Consider the following 16,511-nt stretch of genomic DNA (forward strand, 5'->3'; position numbering starts at 1 on the left):
CGCACGGCGGGATTCACCCCGATATCGGCGTCTTGCCGGGGTGAATCCCGCTGGGTAGCTTGGGGTTCGGCGCGAGGGGGCGGTATGAGCGATTCGACGGCATCGGGCACGGACATAGCCGCCCTGCTCGGCCAGTCCCGAAAGCTCCTGGATACCGCGCTTTTCGCGATGGCCGAATCCCGGGACGCGCGGGCGGACATCACGCCCATCGACCCCGATCGGGACTGGGCGGGCCGGTTGCAGCGGATGCTGGGCGACGTGCGCAGCGAGGCCACCCTGGCTATCTCCAGTCCGATTCGCCGGCGGGACAGCTACGCCACGGGCGGCGGTCTGCTGCGTTCGCTACACGGCGCGGGCAAACAGGTACGGCTGCTGCTGTCGCCCGGGTACGCCGAAACCCGCGAGCCCGAGTTGTATTCGACGGCGTACCCGCTCGAATCGCAGGTGCGGGTCGCGACCTCGGACTTCTGCAACACCATTGTCATCGACCGCCGGGTGGCGGTGCTGTGGGCAGGCGGGGCGGACGCACCGCGCGGCTTCCTGGTCACCGAGCCCATGCTGCTGGGCGCGATCCACGAATTCGCGGTGCGTACCTGGTCGGCCGCGCCGGTGTTCCGCGATCACCGTGCCGGCGCGCAGCTTTCGGACGCGACCGCCCGGGCAACGCTCGAATGCCTCGCCGCCGGGCTCAAGGACGAGGCGGCGGCGCGGCGAATGTCGGTGTCATTGCGCACCTATCGGCGCTATGTCGCGGATCTGATGATTCGGCTCAACGCACCCAGCCGGTTCCAGCTCGGCGTGCGCGCTGCGGAGCTGGGATTGCTGCACTGACCGGGCTGGGGTTGCTGCACCGACCGTTCTGGGAGTGCTGCACCGACCGGGATTGCCGCGCCGAGTCGTTCCCGTGTGCGGTGCCGTGCGACGCCCCGCCGGCGCCGGACACGATGCGATCCGAGTCGGGCGACCGCGAGCCGCCACCCGGATCCGCGCGCCTCAGCCCGGAATTCGCAGTGCGCCGGCGTATTCGACGGCGTACCGCTTCGCCGCGGCGTAGTTCGCCTTCCCACTGGGCTGGCGCATGACCGCCTCGACCACCCAATAGCCACGCGGCGCCTTGTACCCGGCGACATGCGACCGCACATGAGAGTCGATCTCCGCGAGGTCCAGGGCCGCTCCGGCGCGCGGCTGCACCAGCGCGGTCACCCGCTGCCCGAAACGGTCGTCGGCGATGCCGATGACGAGGGCGTCCGCGATCGCCGGGTGCGCGGTGAGCGCACCCTCCACCTCCTCCGGAAACACCTTCTCCCCACCGGTGTTGATGCATTCGGATCCGCGTCCGAGCAGGGTGACGGTGCCGTCGTCCTCGTAGCGCGCGTAGTCACCGGGTATCACGTAGCGAACCCCGTCGATCTCCCGGAAGATGCTCTCGGACTTCGCCGGATCGCGGTAATAGCCGAGCGGCACATGCCCCGATCGCGCCACCTTGCCGACCGCGCCGGGCACCCGTTCGAGCACGTCGCCGTCGTCGCCGATCAGCACCGTCTGCGCGTTGAACCGCACCCGGGGGCCCTGGGAGTGATCGGTGTCGCCGGTGACCACGGCCAGGCCGTTGCCGCCGCTCTCGGAGGATCCGACCACGTCGGTGATGAACAGGGTCGGAAACCGTTCCACCCAGCGCTGTTTGAGCGTCTGGGAGAACAGGGCCGCGTGGCTGCTCAGTGCCCAGAGCGTGGAGATGTCGTGCTCGCCCTCGCGGTATGCCTCGAGTAGCGGCCCGGCCATGGCGTCGCCGACCACGGTCAGTACGTTGACTCCGTGGCGGGCCACCGCGCGCCACACCTCGGCCGGATCGAACCGCGGCAGGAAGACCAGCGTGCCGCCGGCGTTCAACGTCATGAACGCGGCCCACTGTGCCGCACCGTGAATGAGCGGCGAGAGCGGCGCCATGACGATCCCCGCCGGTGCCGCGGCGGCGCTGTTCGCCAGTTCCCATTCATCCGAAACGTACTCGCCCGTCACGAAATTGATCCCGCCGCCGAGAGCACGCCACACGTCTTCGTGCCGCCACAGCACGCCCTTGGGCATGCCGGTGGTGCCGCCGGTGTAGAGGATGTAGAGGTCGTCGGAGCGACGGGCGGCGAAGTCTCGCACCGGGGAATGCTCGCTCAGCGCCGATTCGTACGGCGTGCCTTCGTATTCCGTATCCGTTCCGTCGTCGACGACCGCGATCTCGGTAAGGCGTGACGCGGTGCCGCGGGCCTCCGAAACGATTGTCGCGTAGCGCCGTTCGTGTACCAGCGCGGTCAGATCCGCGTTGTCGATGATGTAGCGCACCTCGTCCGCCACATAGCGGTAGTTCACGCACACCGAGACCGCGCGCAGTTTGTAGGTCGCCAGCATGACTTCGAGGGCTTCGATGGAGTTGCGCGAATAGATGCCGACGTGATCACCCGGTCCGATGCCCCGGGCCGCGAGGTGGTGTGCGAACCGGTTGGCGCGCTCGTCGAGTTCGCGATAGGTCACCCGGCGGTCGCCGCAGATGACCGCGGTCCGGTCGGGCACCGCGTCGACGGCGTGTTCGAAGAGGTCGGCGATGGTGAAGGCCATGGGAATACCGTTCTGGAGCAGGGATCTACCTGGACTTCGGCGGCCGCGCATCCAGTGCGAACGAGCCTGGCATCGCCGGCCCGAGCCGGGAAGATCCCCGCGTGGCAGGAACCTGCCGCCCCCGTCAGGAAGCTGCCACGTCTCGGCCGAGTGCCCGCGCCCAGCGCCCGTCCTGCTGCGCCGCGGCCATCTCGGCCAGTCCCGGCGCCCGCATCCGTCCCGCCGCGATCAGTGACTCCACCCGGCCCACGTTGATCCGCGACCACGGGCTCCTGCGCCGCCGCCGCGAAAACCGTTGCAGGAAAATGTGTTCGTCGTAGCCGCGCCGATGGCTGTCGATCCAGCCGAAGCAGAGTCCCGCGTAGGCGGCGTCCTCGATGCTCAGCAGCGGCAGCCCCGAGCCCTTCTTCGCGATCAGCAGCCACACGCCGCCGGTGTCGCCGTGGTGCTCGGTCAGCCACGCCTCCCACTGTGCGGCGTCTTCGAATCGCATCGGCTCCGGGCTTGTCATCTCGCTCATGAAAGCCATGATTCCGGGCAAAGTGCTCATCAATTGAGCAGTTTTATTCGACGTCGTCGACGGTGTGCGGAAGACGGCCGAAGCTGTAGGGGAAAGGCCCCGCAACGCATGTAAGCCCCTGGCACACCGCAAGGCGTGCCAGGGGCTGGATCGGGTAGCGCGTTACGCGCGAGCGAGCTCGGTGCCCCGCAGAATGGAATCCGAGGTGTCCGAGGGCCATTCGAGTCCGGTATCGAGCTTGGCCAGCACATCGGCGGCCGGGTCCTCGTTCAGGCACCGTTCGAGCTGGCTGACGGCGTTGGCCGAAAGCCCGCTGGTGCGCGCCAGATCGGCCTGCGTCCAGCCCATCTCCTTGCGCCGCGCCTTGATGCGGTCGGACAGCGCCTTGAGGTCCGGTTCGCCGCCCGCCCCGGCCGCCGGCTTCGCGGCGGCAGGCTCGGACGCGACCTTCTTCGCTGCGGCCTCCGGCTTCGCGGCGGCGGGCTTCGCGGCGGCGTCGGCCTTCGCGGCGGGCGCGGCGGCCTTGGCGTGCTGCGCGGGCGCGGCCTTGACCGGCGCGACCTCCACGATGTTCGCCGAACCCCCGTCCGCCCCTTGCTTACGCGCACCCCCGTCCGGCACCAAGATCCCCTGTGTCAACAGCCGCGACCGCTTCCGCCTGCCCATTTTCGCCACAAGGCCTCCTCGACCCGTCGTTTCCGCTCCCGCTGGAGCACCCGAAAGGTTGCCACGAGTTCACGAAAATCCCGGGCACGTCCCGTTCCTCGGCGTGCCCGCACCCCCAATTCCCCCAAATCCCCTGGTCCATCGACCATGTCGGGCGCGGCTGGCCGCCGAAGGCAAATGAATGCTAGGTTGCCTCGATAGCCGGGGGGCGCGTTCGCGACGCGACAGGTCGCCGCCCGTCAGCTTGCCTCGATAGCCGGCGTTGGAGAGTTAGCGAAGTGACAGACCAGCACACCGAAGATCCCGCCGCCCATACCGCTGAGGGCAGCGCCACAGCCGGAATCGCGGGCGCCGCCCCCGCGCCCGTCCTCCGAATGCCGGCCCCGGTGCGCGCCGCTCGAATCATCACGCTGGTGTTCGCCGGACTGGGTGTCCTGCTCGTCGTCACGTTGCTCGCGACCGGGAAGATCTCGATGGCGATGCGCGACGGGCTCGGCTATCTGCCCACGATCCTGCTGGGCGCTCTCGCGCTGCGATTCGTGCGCGGCGCCGAGCGAATTCGCCTGTACGCCATCTCCGTTGCCACGGTCCAGGCGCTGCTCGGCCTGGCCGTGTTCGCCAAGGTGATCCTCCCGCCGGGGCCGCTCGCCACCATCGCCGGTGTCGTCGTGGTCGTTCTGCTCACGCGGGCGAGCGCGAAACAGTGGTTCACGGACGCCACCTCGACGCAGTCCGAGCAGGCTCGAATGTCCTGACCGGACAACACTATTCGAACCTTGATCTGCGGTTTTCGGAGAAGCGTTCGGTCGATCCGCCGGTGATCTTCCTATGGTTGGTCCATATCTCGACAACCCGAGGGGGAGATCCGATGAAATCCGAACACTGGCTGGTCAGGAACGAATCTTGGCTGGAGCGCGCGTTCTTCGTGATCGTGCTGATCAACTTGGCGATGCTGCTGATCGACAACGCAGTTAGGGGAACCTGTCCCACCCGGTGGGAATGGGCCTCGCTCGTCACGCTGGTCTTGTTGTCGGTCCTGCTGATCCGGTCCGAACTCCGCCGCCGCCGCGCCCTGAAGTACGGCTCGGTGGAGACCTTCCGCGAAATGATCGACCGGGACCACTACCGCACCCTGCGCGATACCGACGGCGAGTCCGCAGCCATCCTCGAACTCTGCGGCGACTACCCCGACCTACCGCTGGACTGGGCGGCCCGCACGATCCTCGAGCTGTGATCGTCGGCGAACAACGAGCCGGCCAGCGGCCTCGACGCCCGAAACCACCTGCCAATCGGCAGGTTTCAGGTTCAGGACGCCGTGAACGTCAGCGGCAGGGCACCGAACCGGAGCGTGCGGGCCAGGTCGGTGGTCGACTCCTCGGTGAGCTGGGAGCCGGAGAGCTGGGTCAGCGGGCTGGTCATCGCGGCTTGGATCTGGGGAGCCGACAGGACCGTGCCGTCGACGGTGAAGGCGACCATCGTGTAGAGGTTGGCGGCCGTGTACGCCATGTATTTCGCACCGGCTGTCGCGTCGAAGGTGATCAGGACCGTGTGCCGGGACGACCGCTGGTCCAATTGCGGTTGGGCGTCGGCGATTCCGTTCTCGATGAACGCCGGGCCCAAGAGGTAGACCGTTTTCCGGTCGGTGTCGCACGTGATCATCGGCAGGGCCGGGTCGTCGCCGTCCACGAGCGGATCGGTGTCGGTGCATTCCAGGTTCGCCAGGGTCTGCGCCTGCACGGCGGGATCCGTGCTCTGGCGCTGCGCTTTTCCGGGCACCGTGCCGAACTGGTTGCTGGGTGCGGTCGACAGTACGGGGCGGAGGTGGAGGCGGCCGGTGCGGCCGATCGCGCGGGCCCGCGTGCCGTCGTCGCCGGGTACGGTGACGGTCAGGCCGTCCGTGCCGACCTCGACGGTCGTGCCGTTCAGGCCCGCGTCCTCGGCTCGCTTCTCGATAACCGTTCGGGCAGCTTGCAATACGTCGGGGGACGGCCGGCTCTCATCGGCCGTGTGGGCCGTCAGCGTCACCGGCGTGCCCGCCGGCGGCTCGTCCGCACCGCACCCGGCCACCGCCGCGGCCAGCCCGATCACCGACAGCGCAGCCCAAACAGCCCGCAGCGGTACAGCATTCGTGCTCATCCCACCCCTATCGATCGATCGTCGCGATCGTAGCCGGATGGGTTCGGGGTCGGACCACAAGCCCGCCGATCGGCCGACGCCGCTCTCGGACACCGGCGTGCGAACTACCCCTCACCGCCGCAGGTCGTGCTTGGGCGAATGCCCGAACGCCTCCCTGTAGAGCTGGGCGAACCGCCCCGGATGCGAGAAACCCCATCGCGCGGCCACGATCGCGACGCTGAACCCGTCGCTGGGTTCGGCGGCGGCCAGATCCTCGCGGGCGCGGTTCAGCCGGACCCGGCGCAGATACTCCAGCGGCGTCATGTCGTGGCTGGCGCGAAAGGCGTTCTGCAGCGCGCGGACACCGGTGCCCGCGTGGGTCGCGAGCTCGGCGACGGTAAGCGGGCGGGCCGGATGGGCGTGAATGTAATCCACCGCGCGCTGCACCGCCGTGGGCTGCACCGCGCCGGGACCGGGTTGCAGGTGCTGATCCATGGTGGTGTTGGGGAACACCGCCAGCGCCGCCGCGGCCAGGGTGCGGGTGAGGTTCTGCACCACCAGCTCGGTCAGCACCGGGGAATCCTGGGCGGTCAGCTCGTGATGCGTGAGATCGAACAGCCGCCCCCAGAACCGTTCGCTGCGTGCGTCTCTCGGCTCCAGCGAGGTGAACCGCAGCTCGTCGGGCCCGACGCCCGAGAGCGCGGCCAGATCCGTGATCATCGAGTACGGCACGTGCAGCAGGTTCACGTCGTGGCTGTCGCACTCGGCGATGATGGGCACCCCGAACGGGAACATCACCAGATCCCGGCGGTGTTGCTGGAAGTCGTGGCCGCCGCCACGCAACCGCGCCCGCCCGCGCAGCGACCGCTCGAAGTACACGTGATCGTTGATGGGCGCGATATGGCAGCTGTAGCCGATCGAACTGCGGATCTCGGTGGCGATGACCTCGCCCCACACCGTGGCGGTGGTGCGGACGCGACTGGTCGGCGGGGCATCCCAGAACCGCAGCGCGTTGTCCGAATACATCTGGGTGACGAACGCGACGGCCTCGTCCGCGTCGCGAGACGACAGTTCCTCCCGGCGTGCCTCGACCAACCGGTGTTCAGGCATGCGTAACCTCTCCGAGCGGAAGCTGGCGATTGGCCAACAGTATTCACCGGGGCACTTCGCACGGTGCGGGATTCGGCCGCCCACCCCGCAATCTGTCCGAAAAGCGCTGTCGTGCGCGCGAAGTTCTGGACAGTTTGCGCATACGCGTGACCCGCGGTGCCGCCATTTCTTATCGTCGAGACACGCACCCGGTTCGCCGCAGGTGCTGTCGGGCGACCCGGCCACCGGGCCACGCGCGCTGCGTGTCACGCCGTACAGGACGGCGTTTCCACGCCCGGCCGGTCAATAGCAGAGCGGTAACCGAGCCCGATGACCGCATCATCGGGCCCGGGGTCACGCTTCTCGCTGGGAGGGAAGGGATTCGACGATGACGACCATCAACGAGGTACGCGTAATGGCGGCTCTGCACGTGTGCGCGGCGCCATTGAGCATGCGAGATCTCGAGACCGAGACCGGCGCGAGCGCCCGGGTCACCCGGAAAACGCTTGCCGCCCTCGTGCGTTCCGGCCTGATCGAGCAGGCCACCGCGCCGGAACCGCGGTGGCAGCTCAGCGCCCGGGGCCGCCGCTGGGTCGACACGGCCGCCGGCCGTGCCGCACTGGACGTACCCGAACCCTCGACCGCGCTCTGCGGCTGAGGCCGGGCGCGAGGTTCAGCGGGAGAATCGGGAATCGAGCCAGGCCACGACGTCGTCGTTGGCGGCGGCGAGGATGCCCCGATGGTCGACGCCGGGATAGTCACGGTATTCGACGGGCTGACCGGTCAGACGCTGCTGGGCGACCATGGCATCGGTGCCCGCGGGCGGAACCACGGTGTCGCCGGTGCCCTGGACCACCAGGACCGGCACCGTGTAGGTCAGGTTGCTCGCGTCGTTGTCGTTCAGGACCGCGCCCAGGGCGGTGGTGTCCGCGCCGGCACGGAACAGCGCGGACAGCGGCCTGCCCGCCCACGAGTCCGGTTCGCGCAGTCCGTCGATGCAGCGGGTGTCGGCCTGGGGCAACAGTTCCAGGCCCTCGGGCGCCAGGAAACGCGCCGGATCCACCTCGGCGACGGTCTGCGCGCCACGGATCATCAAAGGCAGGAAGGCATTCGACACCTGGGGCAGCGGCGACGCCCCGGTGGTCCCGGCGAGCGGGCCCGCGAGGGCGATGAGGCCCTGGTGTGAGGCCGGCGCCTCGGCGACCGCGCCGAGCAACTCCAGCCCCGGCGCCCACCCCTGGGCGCGGGCGGCGGTGTAGATGGCCGCCTGACCGCCCTGGGAGTGACCGACGCTCGCCCACCGGGTCCCGATCTCGGGCGCCACCGCGCGCGCGGCGAGGGCCATGTCGGCGACGGCGCGCATTTCGGTGTCGCCGATGAGATAGCCGTGTTCGCCCGCGGTGCCCAGGCCCTGGTAGTCGGTTTGCGCGACCGCGTAGCCCGCGGCGATCAATCGAGCCTGGGTGTCACGGACCAGCGCCGTGTAGGCGTGCGCGGGAAAGTCGGGGCCGGTGTCGCGCGAGGGCGCGCACACGTCCGCGACGCCCGTGGTGCCGTGCGCCCAGGAGATCAACGGCCAGCCGCCGGGCGGGGGTGTGCCCTCGGGCACGGCAACGGTCCCGGACACCGCCACCGGCTGACCCTGCATGTTCACCGAGCGGTAGAGCACGAGGTGGTTCCGCGCGCCCGCGACGGCCGGATCGCCGGTGATCGACCGCGCCTGAATCACCGTCCCGTGCTCGCCGGCCACCAGATCCGCTGCCGGAGCGTAGAACCCGGGTTCCACCGGTTCGGCGGCCGCGGGCCCGGCCGGGAACATCAGGGCGGCCGCGGTGGCGGCGGCCGCCAGCCGGACCGCCCGCGTCGTGTTCGCCGTGCGCATCGCGCCTCCGCTCTCTACTGCCCGGCGCGGGTGTCAGTGCCGCGCCGGGATTGGATTCGACCGGGTGCAATGTATGCGACCCGCGCGGGTCTCGGCGGATTGGACACGGCGCGAATGTCTTCCGAAGGCTCGGTCGTGCGACGGGAGACCGGTCACGTGAGCGGCGCGCGCGGCGCGGGTAGACCACGATCAACTCTTTGTCACTCAACACTTTCGGCAGCCTCGGACGATCGACTGACTGCGGCCGAAGTGCGCTGCGGACAAATTGCTTCGTGCGGTCGCCGGCCCCGTGGTCACAGCGGGACCGGCCTGGAATCGACCCGATGAATCCATTTGTCACCGTCGGAAGTCCTGGCGGGAACGAACACTCGCGAGACAAATATCGAACAGATCGCCGAATAATCACGAATTGATAGCGCGTCGCCGATTCACCAACCGAGCACCATAGGTTTCATCGGACCCGAGAACGAGCCCAGCGAACTCACGGCCGACCACAACCGTAGACCGAATAAAACAGCCCACCCGGTACGAATCCGCCAAAAACCCGGATATTAAGGACAAAACCCCAGGCAGAAGAGGCCATCGACGCTTAATCATAAAATAGGACCCGCCGCCGAGAAATTTGTTGCCCACGACACCGGCCGGCCAGTAGCTTCGATCTCGCAAATGGTTGGTGAACAGCACTGATCTGCACATTTCGATCGGAGAAAACAATGGTGGAATTCATTACCGGCGGTCTGTTCGATTCGCTGCTCGGCCTCGTTTCCGGCTCGGCGTCCGGCTCCTCGACGAACGGCTGCCCGCCCAAGCCCTGCTGAGTTCCCGGACCGGAACACCCTCCCGGCAACACACGAAGGGCGTTCCCCCAGCGGGAGATAGGCGCCCAGCCGCGCATAAGCGCCCTCCCCCGGCGACCATCGAATGCCGAACCGCACCGGCATGAACTCCGGCCCCGATTCCAGGCCCCGGGATCGGCTGCGCCACACCATTTCCACAAACAAAACGCCCCTGACCGGAAGACCCGGTCAGGGGCGTTTTCAGGCTCCCCCATCTGGACTCGAACCAGAAACCTGCCGATTAACAGTCGGCTGCTCTGCCAATTGAGCTATAGGGGATTGTGTCCCGGTCACCCTCTCGGGCGACCGGAGAAAACTTTAGCGCATGGGTTGTTCAGTTCCCAAATCGGCTCTCTACCTGGGGACATGTCGGTGGGGGGCGGATCGACAGGGGGGTGGGGTGTCAGGCAGGATGGGGGGCGCTGACTGGCCTACGGGAGGAGCTTCTCGACATGCTGCGGTTGATCATCGGCGTCGCGGCCGGGTATGTGCTGGGCGCGAAGGCCGGGCGAGCCCGGTATGAGCAGATCAGTAAAACCACCCGCGCAATTAGTGAGAGTCCGGTCACACGGAAGCTGGTTCAGGTGAGCCGGCAGCGGTTGTCGGACAAGTTGAGCACGCGGCCCAAGCTGGAGCCCATGGTTCCGCTGGACGAGCGGACCACCATCATGGTGCCGCACGACCAGCTGCGTCGATAGCTCGAAAACACCTCGCGCCCGGCACATTTGCGAACGTGCCGGGCGCGAGATGTGTCCGGGCACAGCGCCCGGCGAAGTCCTCAGCGCCCGGCGAAGTCCTCGGAGTTGCCCATGGCCTGCGTCATCAGGCTCTTGCGGTACTGCTCCAGCGCCACCAGATCACCGAACAGCGCGAAGTACGCCTCGGACTGCTCGGTGGAGGAGATGCGCTGCAGCTTGGACTTCAGCTCCGCGATCTGGCGGCCCACCCAGGACTCCTGCACCCGCGCCAGCACGCCGGTGACCAGGCGCGGGATGTCGGCCTCGGATTTCACGGGTAGCTGTTCCCCGGCCAATTCCGAGACCATGGCGCGCATGGTGAGGTCGTCGGTGTTGTCCGCGACCGCCGCGACCCATTCCGCACCGCCCAGCCCGGCCGCCGTGCCGCCCGCCTCGACGATGGCGGCGTGCACGGCCTTGAACGCGGGGTGGGTGAAGACGTCGGACTCGAGGGAGTCGAACACCGGTCCGGCGAACGCGGGGTACTGCAGGGCCGCGATCAGCGCCTGCCGCTGCACCATGAGCGCCGGATCACGGGGCGACGGCCGCTCCGCGGCGGGCGCGGAAACCGGCTGTGCGGCTTCCCGTTCCGGAACGCCCCGGCGCGGGGTGGCCCCGCTCGCCGCACCGCGCGCGTTCTTGCGGGCCTCGTCGCCCACCCGGCGCACCACCATCTGGATGTCGTCCCAGCCCACCCAGCCCGCGAGTTTGGTCGCGTACGCCTTGCGCAGGGCGTTGTCCTTGATCTGCGCGACCACGGGCACGCCCCGCCGCAGCGCGTCGACCTGTCCCTCGGGGGTGTCGAGGTTGTGTTCGGCGAGCAGGCCGCGGATCACGAACTCGTACAGCGGGACTCGGCGCGCGACCAGATCGCGCACCGACCCGTCGCCGGAGCGCTGGCGCAGCTCGCACGGATCGAGCCCGTCGGGGGCCACGGCGATGTAGGTCTGCCCGGCCAGTTTCTGATCACCGCTGAACGCCTTGAGCGCCGCGGCCTGCCCGGCGTCGTCGCCGTCGAAGGTGTAGATGATCTCGCCGCGCCAGAAGTTGTCGTCCATGAGCAGCCGCCGCAGCAGCGCGAGGTGTTCGTCACCGAAGGCCGTACCGCAGGACGCCACAGCGGTTTTCACCCCGGACAGGTGCATGGCCATCACATCGGTGTAGCCCTCGACCACCACGGCCTGGTGCCCCTTGGCGATCTCGCGCTTGGCCAGATCGAGCCCGAACAGCACCTGGGACTTCTTGTACAGCACCGTTTCCGGGGTGTTGATGTACTTGGCCGTCATGGTGTCGTCGTCGTACAGCCGCCGCGCGCCGAAGCCGATCACGTCACCGCCGAGATTGCGGATGGGCCACAGCAGCCGCCGGTGGAAGCGGTCCATCGGGCCGCGCTGGCCCTGCCGCGACAACCCCGCCGCTTCCAGCTCCTTGAACTCGAAACCCTTGCGCATCAGGTGTTTCGTGAGCGTGTCCCACCCGCTCGGGGCGTAGCCGCAGCCGAACTGGTGCGCGGCGTTGTGGTCGAAGTTCCGCTCGGTGAGGTACGCGCGGGCGGTCTCGGCCTCGGGGGTCCCGAGCTGCGCGATGTAGAACTCGTGCGCGGCGGCGTTGGCCGCGACCAGGCGCGAGCGCGTGCCGCGATCCCGCTGGACCGAGGTGCCGCCGCCCTCGTAGTTGATCTTGTAGTTGAGCCGGTCGGCCATCTGCTCGACGGCCTCGATGAAGCCGACGTGCTCGATCTTCTGCAGGAAGGCGAAGACGTCACCGCCCTCACCGCAGCCGAAGCAGTGGAAATGGCCGTGATTGGGCCGCACGTGGAAGGACGGGGACTTCTCGTCGTGGAAGGGGCACAGGCCCTTCATCGAGTCCGCACCCGCCCGCTTCAGGGCGACGTACTCACCTACGACATCCTCGATCCGAACACGTTCACGAATCGCCGCGATATCGCGGTCTGGAAGTCGGCCGGCCACGGCAGCGAGTCTAGACCCGACCGCCCGACACGCTCGACCCGGACGCACGGGCTGGACACCGGACCGAAAGCCTTCTCCCCCGCATGCCAGGATCTAGCGGTGCTCAGCCTGTTCCACGACGCCCGGACCCCGGTGCACGCCGTCCCCGCCGGGGCGAAACTGCTGGTCCTGGCGGTCGCAGGCACCGGGCTGTTCTTCGTGCGGTCGATACCGTGGCTGAGCCTGGCGCTGGCGGTGACGCTGGGGCTCTACGCCCTCGCGCGGATCCCGTGGGCGAGCACCGCGCGCCAGGCGCTGAGTACGGCGCCGGTGCTCGCGCTGATCATGCTCGCGCAGTGGCTGTTCGTCGACGGGCACAGCGCGGCCCTGGTCGGCCTGCGCCTGCTGACGCTGATCCTGCTCGCGAATCTCGTGACCCTGACCACCCGCACCTCGGCGATCATCGAGACCATCGAACGCCTGCTCGGCCCGCTGCGCCCGCTCGGCGTGCGGCCCGAACGCGTGGGCCTGCTCGTGGCCATGACGATCCGCTTCATCCCGGTCATCCGCGAACAGGCCGAGCTGGTGCGCTCGGCCCAGCGGGCGCGCGGGATCGAGCGCAGCACGGTATTTCTGATCCCCCTGCTGATCCGCACCCTGCGCATGGCCGACCAGGTCGGTGAGGCCCTGGACGCCCGCGGCCTGGACTGATCCCGGCCGCGACCCCGGGCCGGAATCAGTCCGATCCTCGATGCCCGGAGTTCGCTGGAATCCCATCGACCAGACGTGGCCACCCCGTTCACCCGTTAGCACCCCTAAGATTCCCCGGGTGCGTAGTAGGGATTTGGCGCAGATAGCGCTGTTCGCGGCAATCATGGTGGTACTCGGGTTCTTCCCGCTCATCCAGTTGCCGGGCGCGTTCGCGCCGTTCACCTCGCAGACGCTGGGTGTGATTCTGGCCGGCTCGATCCTCGGCGCGAAGCGTGGCGCGCTGGCGATCCTGCTCTTCGATGTGCTGGTGTTCGCGGGCCTGCCGGTGTTGCCGGGCGGTCGCGGCGGGCTCTCGGTCGTCATGGGACCGACCGGCGGATTCATCATCGCCTACCCCATCGGCGCGCTGGTGATCGGTCTGCTCACCGAACGCCTGTGGAAGCACTACAACCTGCCCATCGCACTGGCGATCAACTTCCTCGGCGGCGCGGTCGTGCTCTACGCCATCGGCGTGCCGTGGATGGCCGTGGCCGCGGACCTGCCGCTGTCCAAGGCCATCACCACCTCGGTCGCCTTCCTGCCCGGCGACGTCGTGAAGACCGTCATCGGCTCGCTGGCCGCCATCGCGGTGCGCAAGGCGTATCCCTTGATCCCGGCCCGCGCGTGATCGAACTCGAGGGGGTCGCCCACCGTTTCGGCGAGCGCGAGGTGCTCGCCGGCCTCGATCTCACCCTGACCGAGGACCGCATCGCCGTCGTCGGCTCCAACGGGTCGGGCAAGTCCACCTTCGCGCGGCTGCTCAACGGCCTCCAGGTCCCCACAGCGGGCAGGGTCCGGGTGGACGGCCTCGATACCCGCAAGCAGGGCAGGGCCGTTCGCAAGCTCGTGGGCTTCGTGTTCCAGGACCCGGACGTGCAGATCGTCATGCCGACCGTCGCCGAGGATCTCGCGTTCGGGCTCAAACACCACGGGCTCGCCAAAGCCGATATCGCCGAACGGGTTACCGAGGTGCTCGCCGAATACGGGCTCACCGAATTCCGGGACCACCCCGCGCATCTGCTCAGCGGCGGGCAGAAGCAGCTGCTGGCGATCGCGGCCGTCCTGGCGGTCCGGCCTCGCTACGTCATCTTCGACGAGCCCACGACGCTGCTGGACCTGCGCAACAAGCGCCGGGTGACGGCGCTGCTGCGCGAGCTCCCGCAGCAGGTGGTGGTGATCTCCCACGACCTGGACCTGCTCACCGATTTCGATCGGGTGCTGGTGTTCGACGCGGGGCGCGTCGTGGCGGACGGGCCGCCGGAGACGAGCATCGCGCACTACCTGGCCATGCACGACTGAGCGGTCTACCGGCGCGCTCGCGGAAGGAATCTCACAGGCGCCGGTGCGGTCCCGGCCACGAGCAGACCGGGACGACGGCGGGCATTCGGCGGGATTCGGCCGGAACCAGTCACTCTCACGGAATCACGGCCGCGAGCCGCTCGAGCCGGCTCTCGGTGTACGACGCGATCTGATCGACCACCACCCGCACCCGCGCGGTGTCGTCCTTGGCAGCCTCCCACCACGGCAGCAGTAACCGGTCCAGCCCCCGCGGCGCGCCGTCGAGCAGGTGATGCGCGACCATCAGGATCCGCTCCCGCTGCCCCGCCTGGCGCACCTGATGGATCGGATCGGACAACACGTAGCGCAGCGCCATGGTCTTGAGCACCGCGACCTCGGCCGCCACGATCCGCGGCACCTCCAGATCCGCTGTGTACCGGCACAATTGGCGACCGCCCCAGGCCGCCCGCGTGGCCTCCACCGCCGCGGTGGCGAAGCGCCCCACCAGATCGCTGGTCATGCGCTTCAATCCCACCGAGGCGATGAGCGAGCCGTCGTACGTGGCGGCCGCGATCACCACCGGCAGTTCGGACAGGCGCTGGGCGGCGGCGATCAGTTCCTCGGTCCCGAGCGACTTGTTCTGGCGCGCACCGAGTTCGGCCAGTGCGGCCTGTTCGATCGGGTCGGCCAGCGACCGCAGATCGATGCGACCGACGATGACGCCGTCCTCCACGTCGTGCACGGAGTAGGCCACGTCGTCAGCCCAGTCCATGACCTGCGACTCCAGGCACTGCCGCCGGCCGGGCGCACCCTCGCGCACCCAGTTCAGCCTGTCCATGTCGACCTCGTAGGCCCCGAACTTGGTGCCGGGACCCGTTCTGCCCCAGGGATATTTGATGACCGCGTCGAGCGCGGCCCGGGTCGGGTTGAGCCCGTAGCTCTGTCCCCGGGCGTCGAACACCTTGGGTTCCAACCGGGTGAGGATGCGGAGGTTCTGCGCGTTGCCCTCGAAACCGCCGTGCGCGTCCGCGAATTGGTCCAGCGCCTTCTCGCCGTTGTGCCCGTACGGCGGATGCCCGATGTCGTGCGCGAGCCCGGCCAGATCCACCAGATCCGGGTCACAGCCCAGGCCGTCGGCGATGCTGCGCCCGATCTGGGCGACCTCCAGCGAATGGGTGAGCCGGGTGCGCGGGGTGTCACCGTCGCGCGGGCCCATGACCTGGGTCTTGTCCGCCAGCCGGCGCAGCGCCGCCGAATGCAGCACCCGGGCTCTGTCCCGGGCGAATTCGCTGCGCCGCGCCGGGGTCGGCGACCAGCTCAGGCCCGCGGTGCGATCGCGTTCGGGGACCAGGCGCTCGCGATCGGCGTCGGTGTAGATGTGGTCGTAGTCGATGCGCGCGTTCATCACTGATCCGCCGTGTAGGTGAAGTCGGCCGAATAGTGCGAGAGCTGATACCACAGCAAAGCGAAGGTCTCCCGAGTTATGCCGTGCGCCTGCGATTCTCGTGTGTACACGGCGGGACCGGTGCGGGTCGGCGCGGTCCAGGCGGTCAGCCCGGCATCGCGTGCCATGGTGCGCGTGCGCAGCGAATGCCACGGATCGCTCACCAGCACCACCGAGGACTTGTCGCGCGCCAGCAGCGCGGTGGACACCGCCTCCACGCTCTGCAGCGTGTCCGAGCCCGTCTCCACCGCCAGGATCCGATCCGCCGGTACGCCACGCGATTTCAGATAGTTCTTGCCCGAGGCCGCCTCGGTGTACTGATCACCGACCTGCTTGCCGCCCACGGTGACGATGAGCGGGGCCACACCCTTGGAGTACAGCTTGTACGCCTGGTCCAGGCGCGCCTCGAACACGGTCGAGGGCACCCCGTCGTACTGGGCCGCGCCCAGCACCACGATGGCGTCCGCCGGGGTGTGATCACTGATCCGCGCCACCTGCCACACCCGGAAGGCGGTCCCGCCGATCACCAGCGCACCCATCACCAGCGCCCCGACCGCGATGCGCCGCGCCCAGCGCAGAATCCCCCCGGCACGGCCGCCGCGGGACTTGTCCGCCTCCTGCTGAGTCGCCATGGGAGT

Annotated in this window: 17 protein-coding genes and 1 tRNA gene; 8 read left to right on the plus strand and 10 right to left on the minus strand. The window is 68.7% G+C overall.

What is annotated here, in order from left to right:
- The first annotated feature begins 84 nt into the window (after positions 1 to 84).
- Complete coding sequence (locus tag ACFVBH_RS39115) at positions 85 to 831, plus strand: hypothetical protein (RefSeq protein WP_379011267.1); 747 nt, start codon at positions 85 to 87, stop codon at positions 829 to 831.
- Positions 832 to 993: 162 nt separating this feature from the next.
- Here ACFVBH_RS39115 and ACFVBH_RS39120 read toward each other — a convergent pair whose 3' ends face one another.
- From ACFVBH_RS39120 to ACFVBH_RS39130, 3 genes are all read right to left on the minus strand, one after another.
- Positions 994 to 2,607 carry an acyl-CoA synthetase gene (locus ACFVBH_RS39120; protein ID WP_379011270.1) on the minus strand — a complete coding sequence of 538 codons (1,614 nt, stop codon included), beginning with the start codon at positions 2,605 to 2,607 and terminating at the stop codon, positions 994 to 996.
- Positions 2,608 to 2,731: 124 nt separating this feature from the next.
- Positions 2,732 to 3,127 carry a YdeI family protein gene (locus ACFVBH_RS39125; RefSeq protein WP_379011273.1) on the minus strand — a complete coding sequence of 132 codons (396 nt, stop codon included), beginning with the start codon at positions 3,125 to 3,127 and terminating at the stop codon, positions 2,732 to 2,734.
- Positions 3,128 to 3,289: 162 nt separating this feature from the next.
- Positions 3,290 to 3,748 carry a helix-turn-helix domain-containing protein gene (locus ACFVBH_RS39130; RefSeq protein ID WP_379011277.1) on the minus strand — a complete coding sequence of 153 codons (459 nt, stop codon included), beginning with the start codon at positions 3,746 to 3,748 and terminating at the stop codon, positions 3,290 to 3,292.
- Between the two features lie 323 nt (positions 3,749 to 4,071).
- Between ACFVBH_RS39130 and ACFVBH_RS39135 the strand changes: the two genes are divergently transcribed.
- Both ACFVBH_RS39135 and ACFVBH_RS39140 read left to right on the plus strand, forming a co-directional pair.
- On the plus strand, positions 4,072 to 4,548 hold the full coding sequence (locus ACFVBH_RS39135) for a hypothetical protein (RefSeq protein ID WP_379011281.1): 477 nt from the start codon (positions 4,072 to 4,074) through the stop codon (positions 4,546 to 4,548).
- Between the two features lie 113 nt (positions 4,549 to 4,661).
- A complete protein-coding gene (locus ACFVBH_RS39140) occupies positions 4,662 to 5,027 on the plus strand; it encodes a hypothetical protein (RefSeq protein WP_379011284.1) in 366 nt (121 codons plus the stop codon).
- A 71-nt stretch (positions 5,028 to 5,098) separates the two neighbouring features.
- Here ACFVBH_RS39140 and ACFVBH_RS39145 read toward each other — a convergent pair whose 3' ends face one another.
- Both ACFVBH_RS39145 and ACFVBH_RS39150 read right to left on the minus strand, forming a co-directional pair.
- The gene (locus ACFVBH_RS39145) at positions 5,099 to 5,929 is read right to left on the minus strand and encodes a hypothetical protein (RefSeq protein ID WP_379011286.1); all 831 of its coding nucleotides are present in this window, start codon (positions 5,927 to 5,929) and stop codon (positions 5,099 to 5,101) included.
- A gap of 111 nt (positions 5,930 to 6,040) precedes the next feature.
- Positions 6,041 to 7,018, minus strand: coding sequence for a helix-turn-helix domain-containing protein (locus tag ACFVBH_RS39150; RefSeq protein WP_379011290.1), 978 nt, complete (start codon positions 7,016 to 7,018; stop codon positions 6,041 to 6,043).
- A gap of 367 nt (positions 7,019 to 7,385) precedes the next feature.
- Here ACFVBH_RS39150 and ACFVBH_RS39155 point away from each other — a divergent pair, with 367 nt between their 5' ends.
- A complete protein-coding gene (locus ACFVBH_RS39155) occupies positions 7,386 to 7,655 on the plus strand; it encodes a hypothetical protein (RefSeq protein WP_379011293.1) in 270 nt (89 codons plus the stop codon).
- A 15-nt stretch (positions 7,656 to 7,670) separates the two neighbouring features.
- Here ACFVBH_RS39155 and ACFVBH_RS39160 read toward each other — a convergent pair whose 3' ends face one another.
- Together ACFVBH_RS39160 and ACFVBH_RS39165 are read right to left on the minus strand one after the other, a co-directional pair.
- Positions 7,671 to 8,879 (minus strand): alpha/beta hydrolase family protein, encoded by a 1,209-nt coding sequence (locus ACFVBH_RS39160; RefSeq protein ID WP_379011297.1) that lies wholly within the window; start codon positions 8,877 to 8,879, stop codon positions 7,671 to 7,673.
- A gap of 1,042 nt (positions 8,880 to 9,921) precedes the next feature.
- A tRNA-Asn gene (locus tag ACFVBH_RS39165) sits at positions 9,922 to 9,994 on the minus strand.
- Between the two features lie 173 nt (positions 9,995 to 10,167).
- On the opposite strand from ACFVBH_RS39165, the gene ACFVBH_RS39170 reads away from it, so the two are divergent.
- The gene (locus ACFVBH_RS39170; protein ID WP_354986999.1) at positions 10,168 to 10,413 is read left to right on the plus strand and encodes a hypothetical protein; all 246 of its coding nucleotides are present in this window, start codon (positions 10,168 to 10,170) and stop codon (positions 10,411 to 10,413) included.
- 80 nt (positions 10,414 to 10,493) lie between these two features.
- Here ACFVBH_RS39170 and dnaG read toward each other — a convergent pair whose 3' ends face one another.
- Positions 10,494 to 12,422 (minus strand): DNA primase, encoded by a 1,929-nt coding sequence (dnaG, locus tag ACFVBH_RS39175; protein ID WP_379011300.1) that lies wholly within the window; start codon positions 12,420 to 12,422, stop codon positions 10,494 to 10,496.
- A 99-nt stretch (positions 12,423 to 12,521) separates the two neighbouring features.
- Between dnaG and ACFVBH_RS39180 the strand changes: the two genes are divergently transcribed.
- From ACFVBH_RS39180 to ACFVBH_RS39190, 3 genes are all read left to right on the plus strand, one after another.
- Positions 12,522 to 13,112, plus strand: a complete 591-nt coding sequence (locus ACFVBH_RS39180) for an energy-coupling factor transporter transmembrane component T family protein (protein ID WP_379011302.1) — start codon at positions 12,522 to 12,524, stop codon at positions 13,110 to 13,112.
- Positions 13,113 to 13,230: 118 nt separating this feature from the next.
- On the plus strand, positions 13,231 to 13,779 hold the full coding sequence (locus tag ACFVBH_RS39185) for a biotin transporter BioY (RefSeq protein WP_354987002.1): 549 nt from the start codon (positions 13,231 to 13,233) through the stop codon (positions 13,777 to 13,779).
- Positions 13,776 to 14,450, plus strand: a complete 675-nt coding sequence (locus ACFVBH_RS39190; protein ID WP_379011306.1) for an energy-coupling factor ABC transporter ATP-binding protein — start codon at positions 13,776 to 13,778, stop codon at positions 14,448 to 14,450. Before ACFVBH_RS39185 ends, ACFVBH_RS39190 begins: the two co-directional genes overlap by 4 nt.
- Positions 14,451 to 14,565: 115 nt before the next feature.
- Here ACFVBH_RS39190 and ACFVBH_RS39195 read toward each other — a convergent pair whose 3' ends face one another.
- On the minus strand, positions 14,566 to 15,834 hold the full coding sequence (locus ACFVBH_RS39195; RefSeq protein WP_354987004.1) for a deoxyguanosinetriphosphate triphosphohydrolase: 1,269 nt from the start codon (positions 15,832 to 15,834) through the stop codon (positions 14,566 to 14,568).
- Positions 15,834 to 16,505: a YdcF family protein gene (locus ACFVBH_RS39200; protein ID WP_354987005.1), complete on the minus strand. Its 672-nt coding sequence runs from the start codon at positions 16,503 to 16,505 to the stop codon at positions 15,834 to 15,836. The genes ACFVBH_RS39195 and ACFVBH_RS39200 overlap by 1 nt, the downstream gene beginning before the upstream one ends.
- Positions 16,506 to 16,511: the final 6 nt, after the last annotated feature.

Source organism: Nocardia sp. NPDC057668, from assembly GCF_042799795.1.
Classification (GTDB): Bacteria; Actinomycetota; Actinomycetes; order Mycobacteriales; family Mycobacteriaceae; genus Nocardia.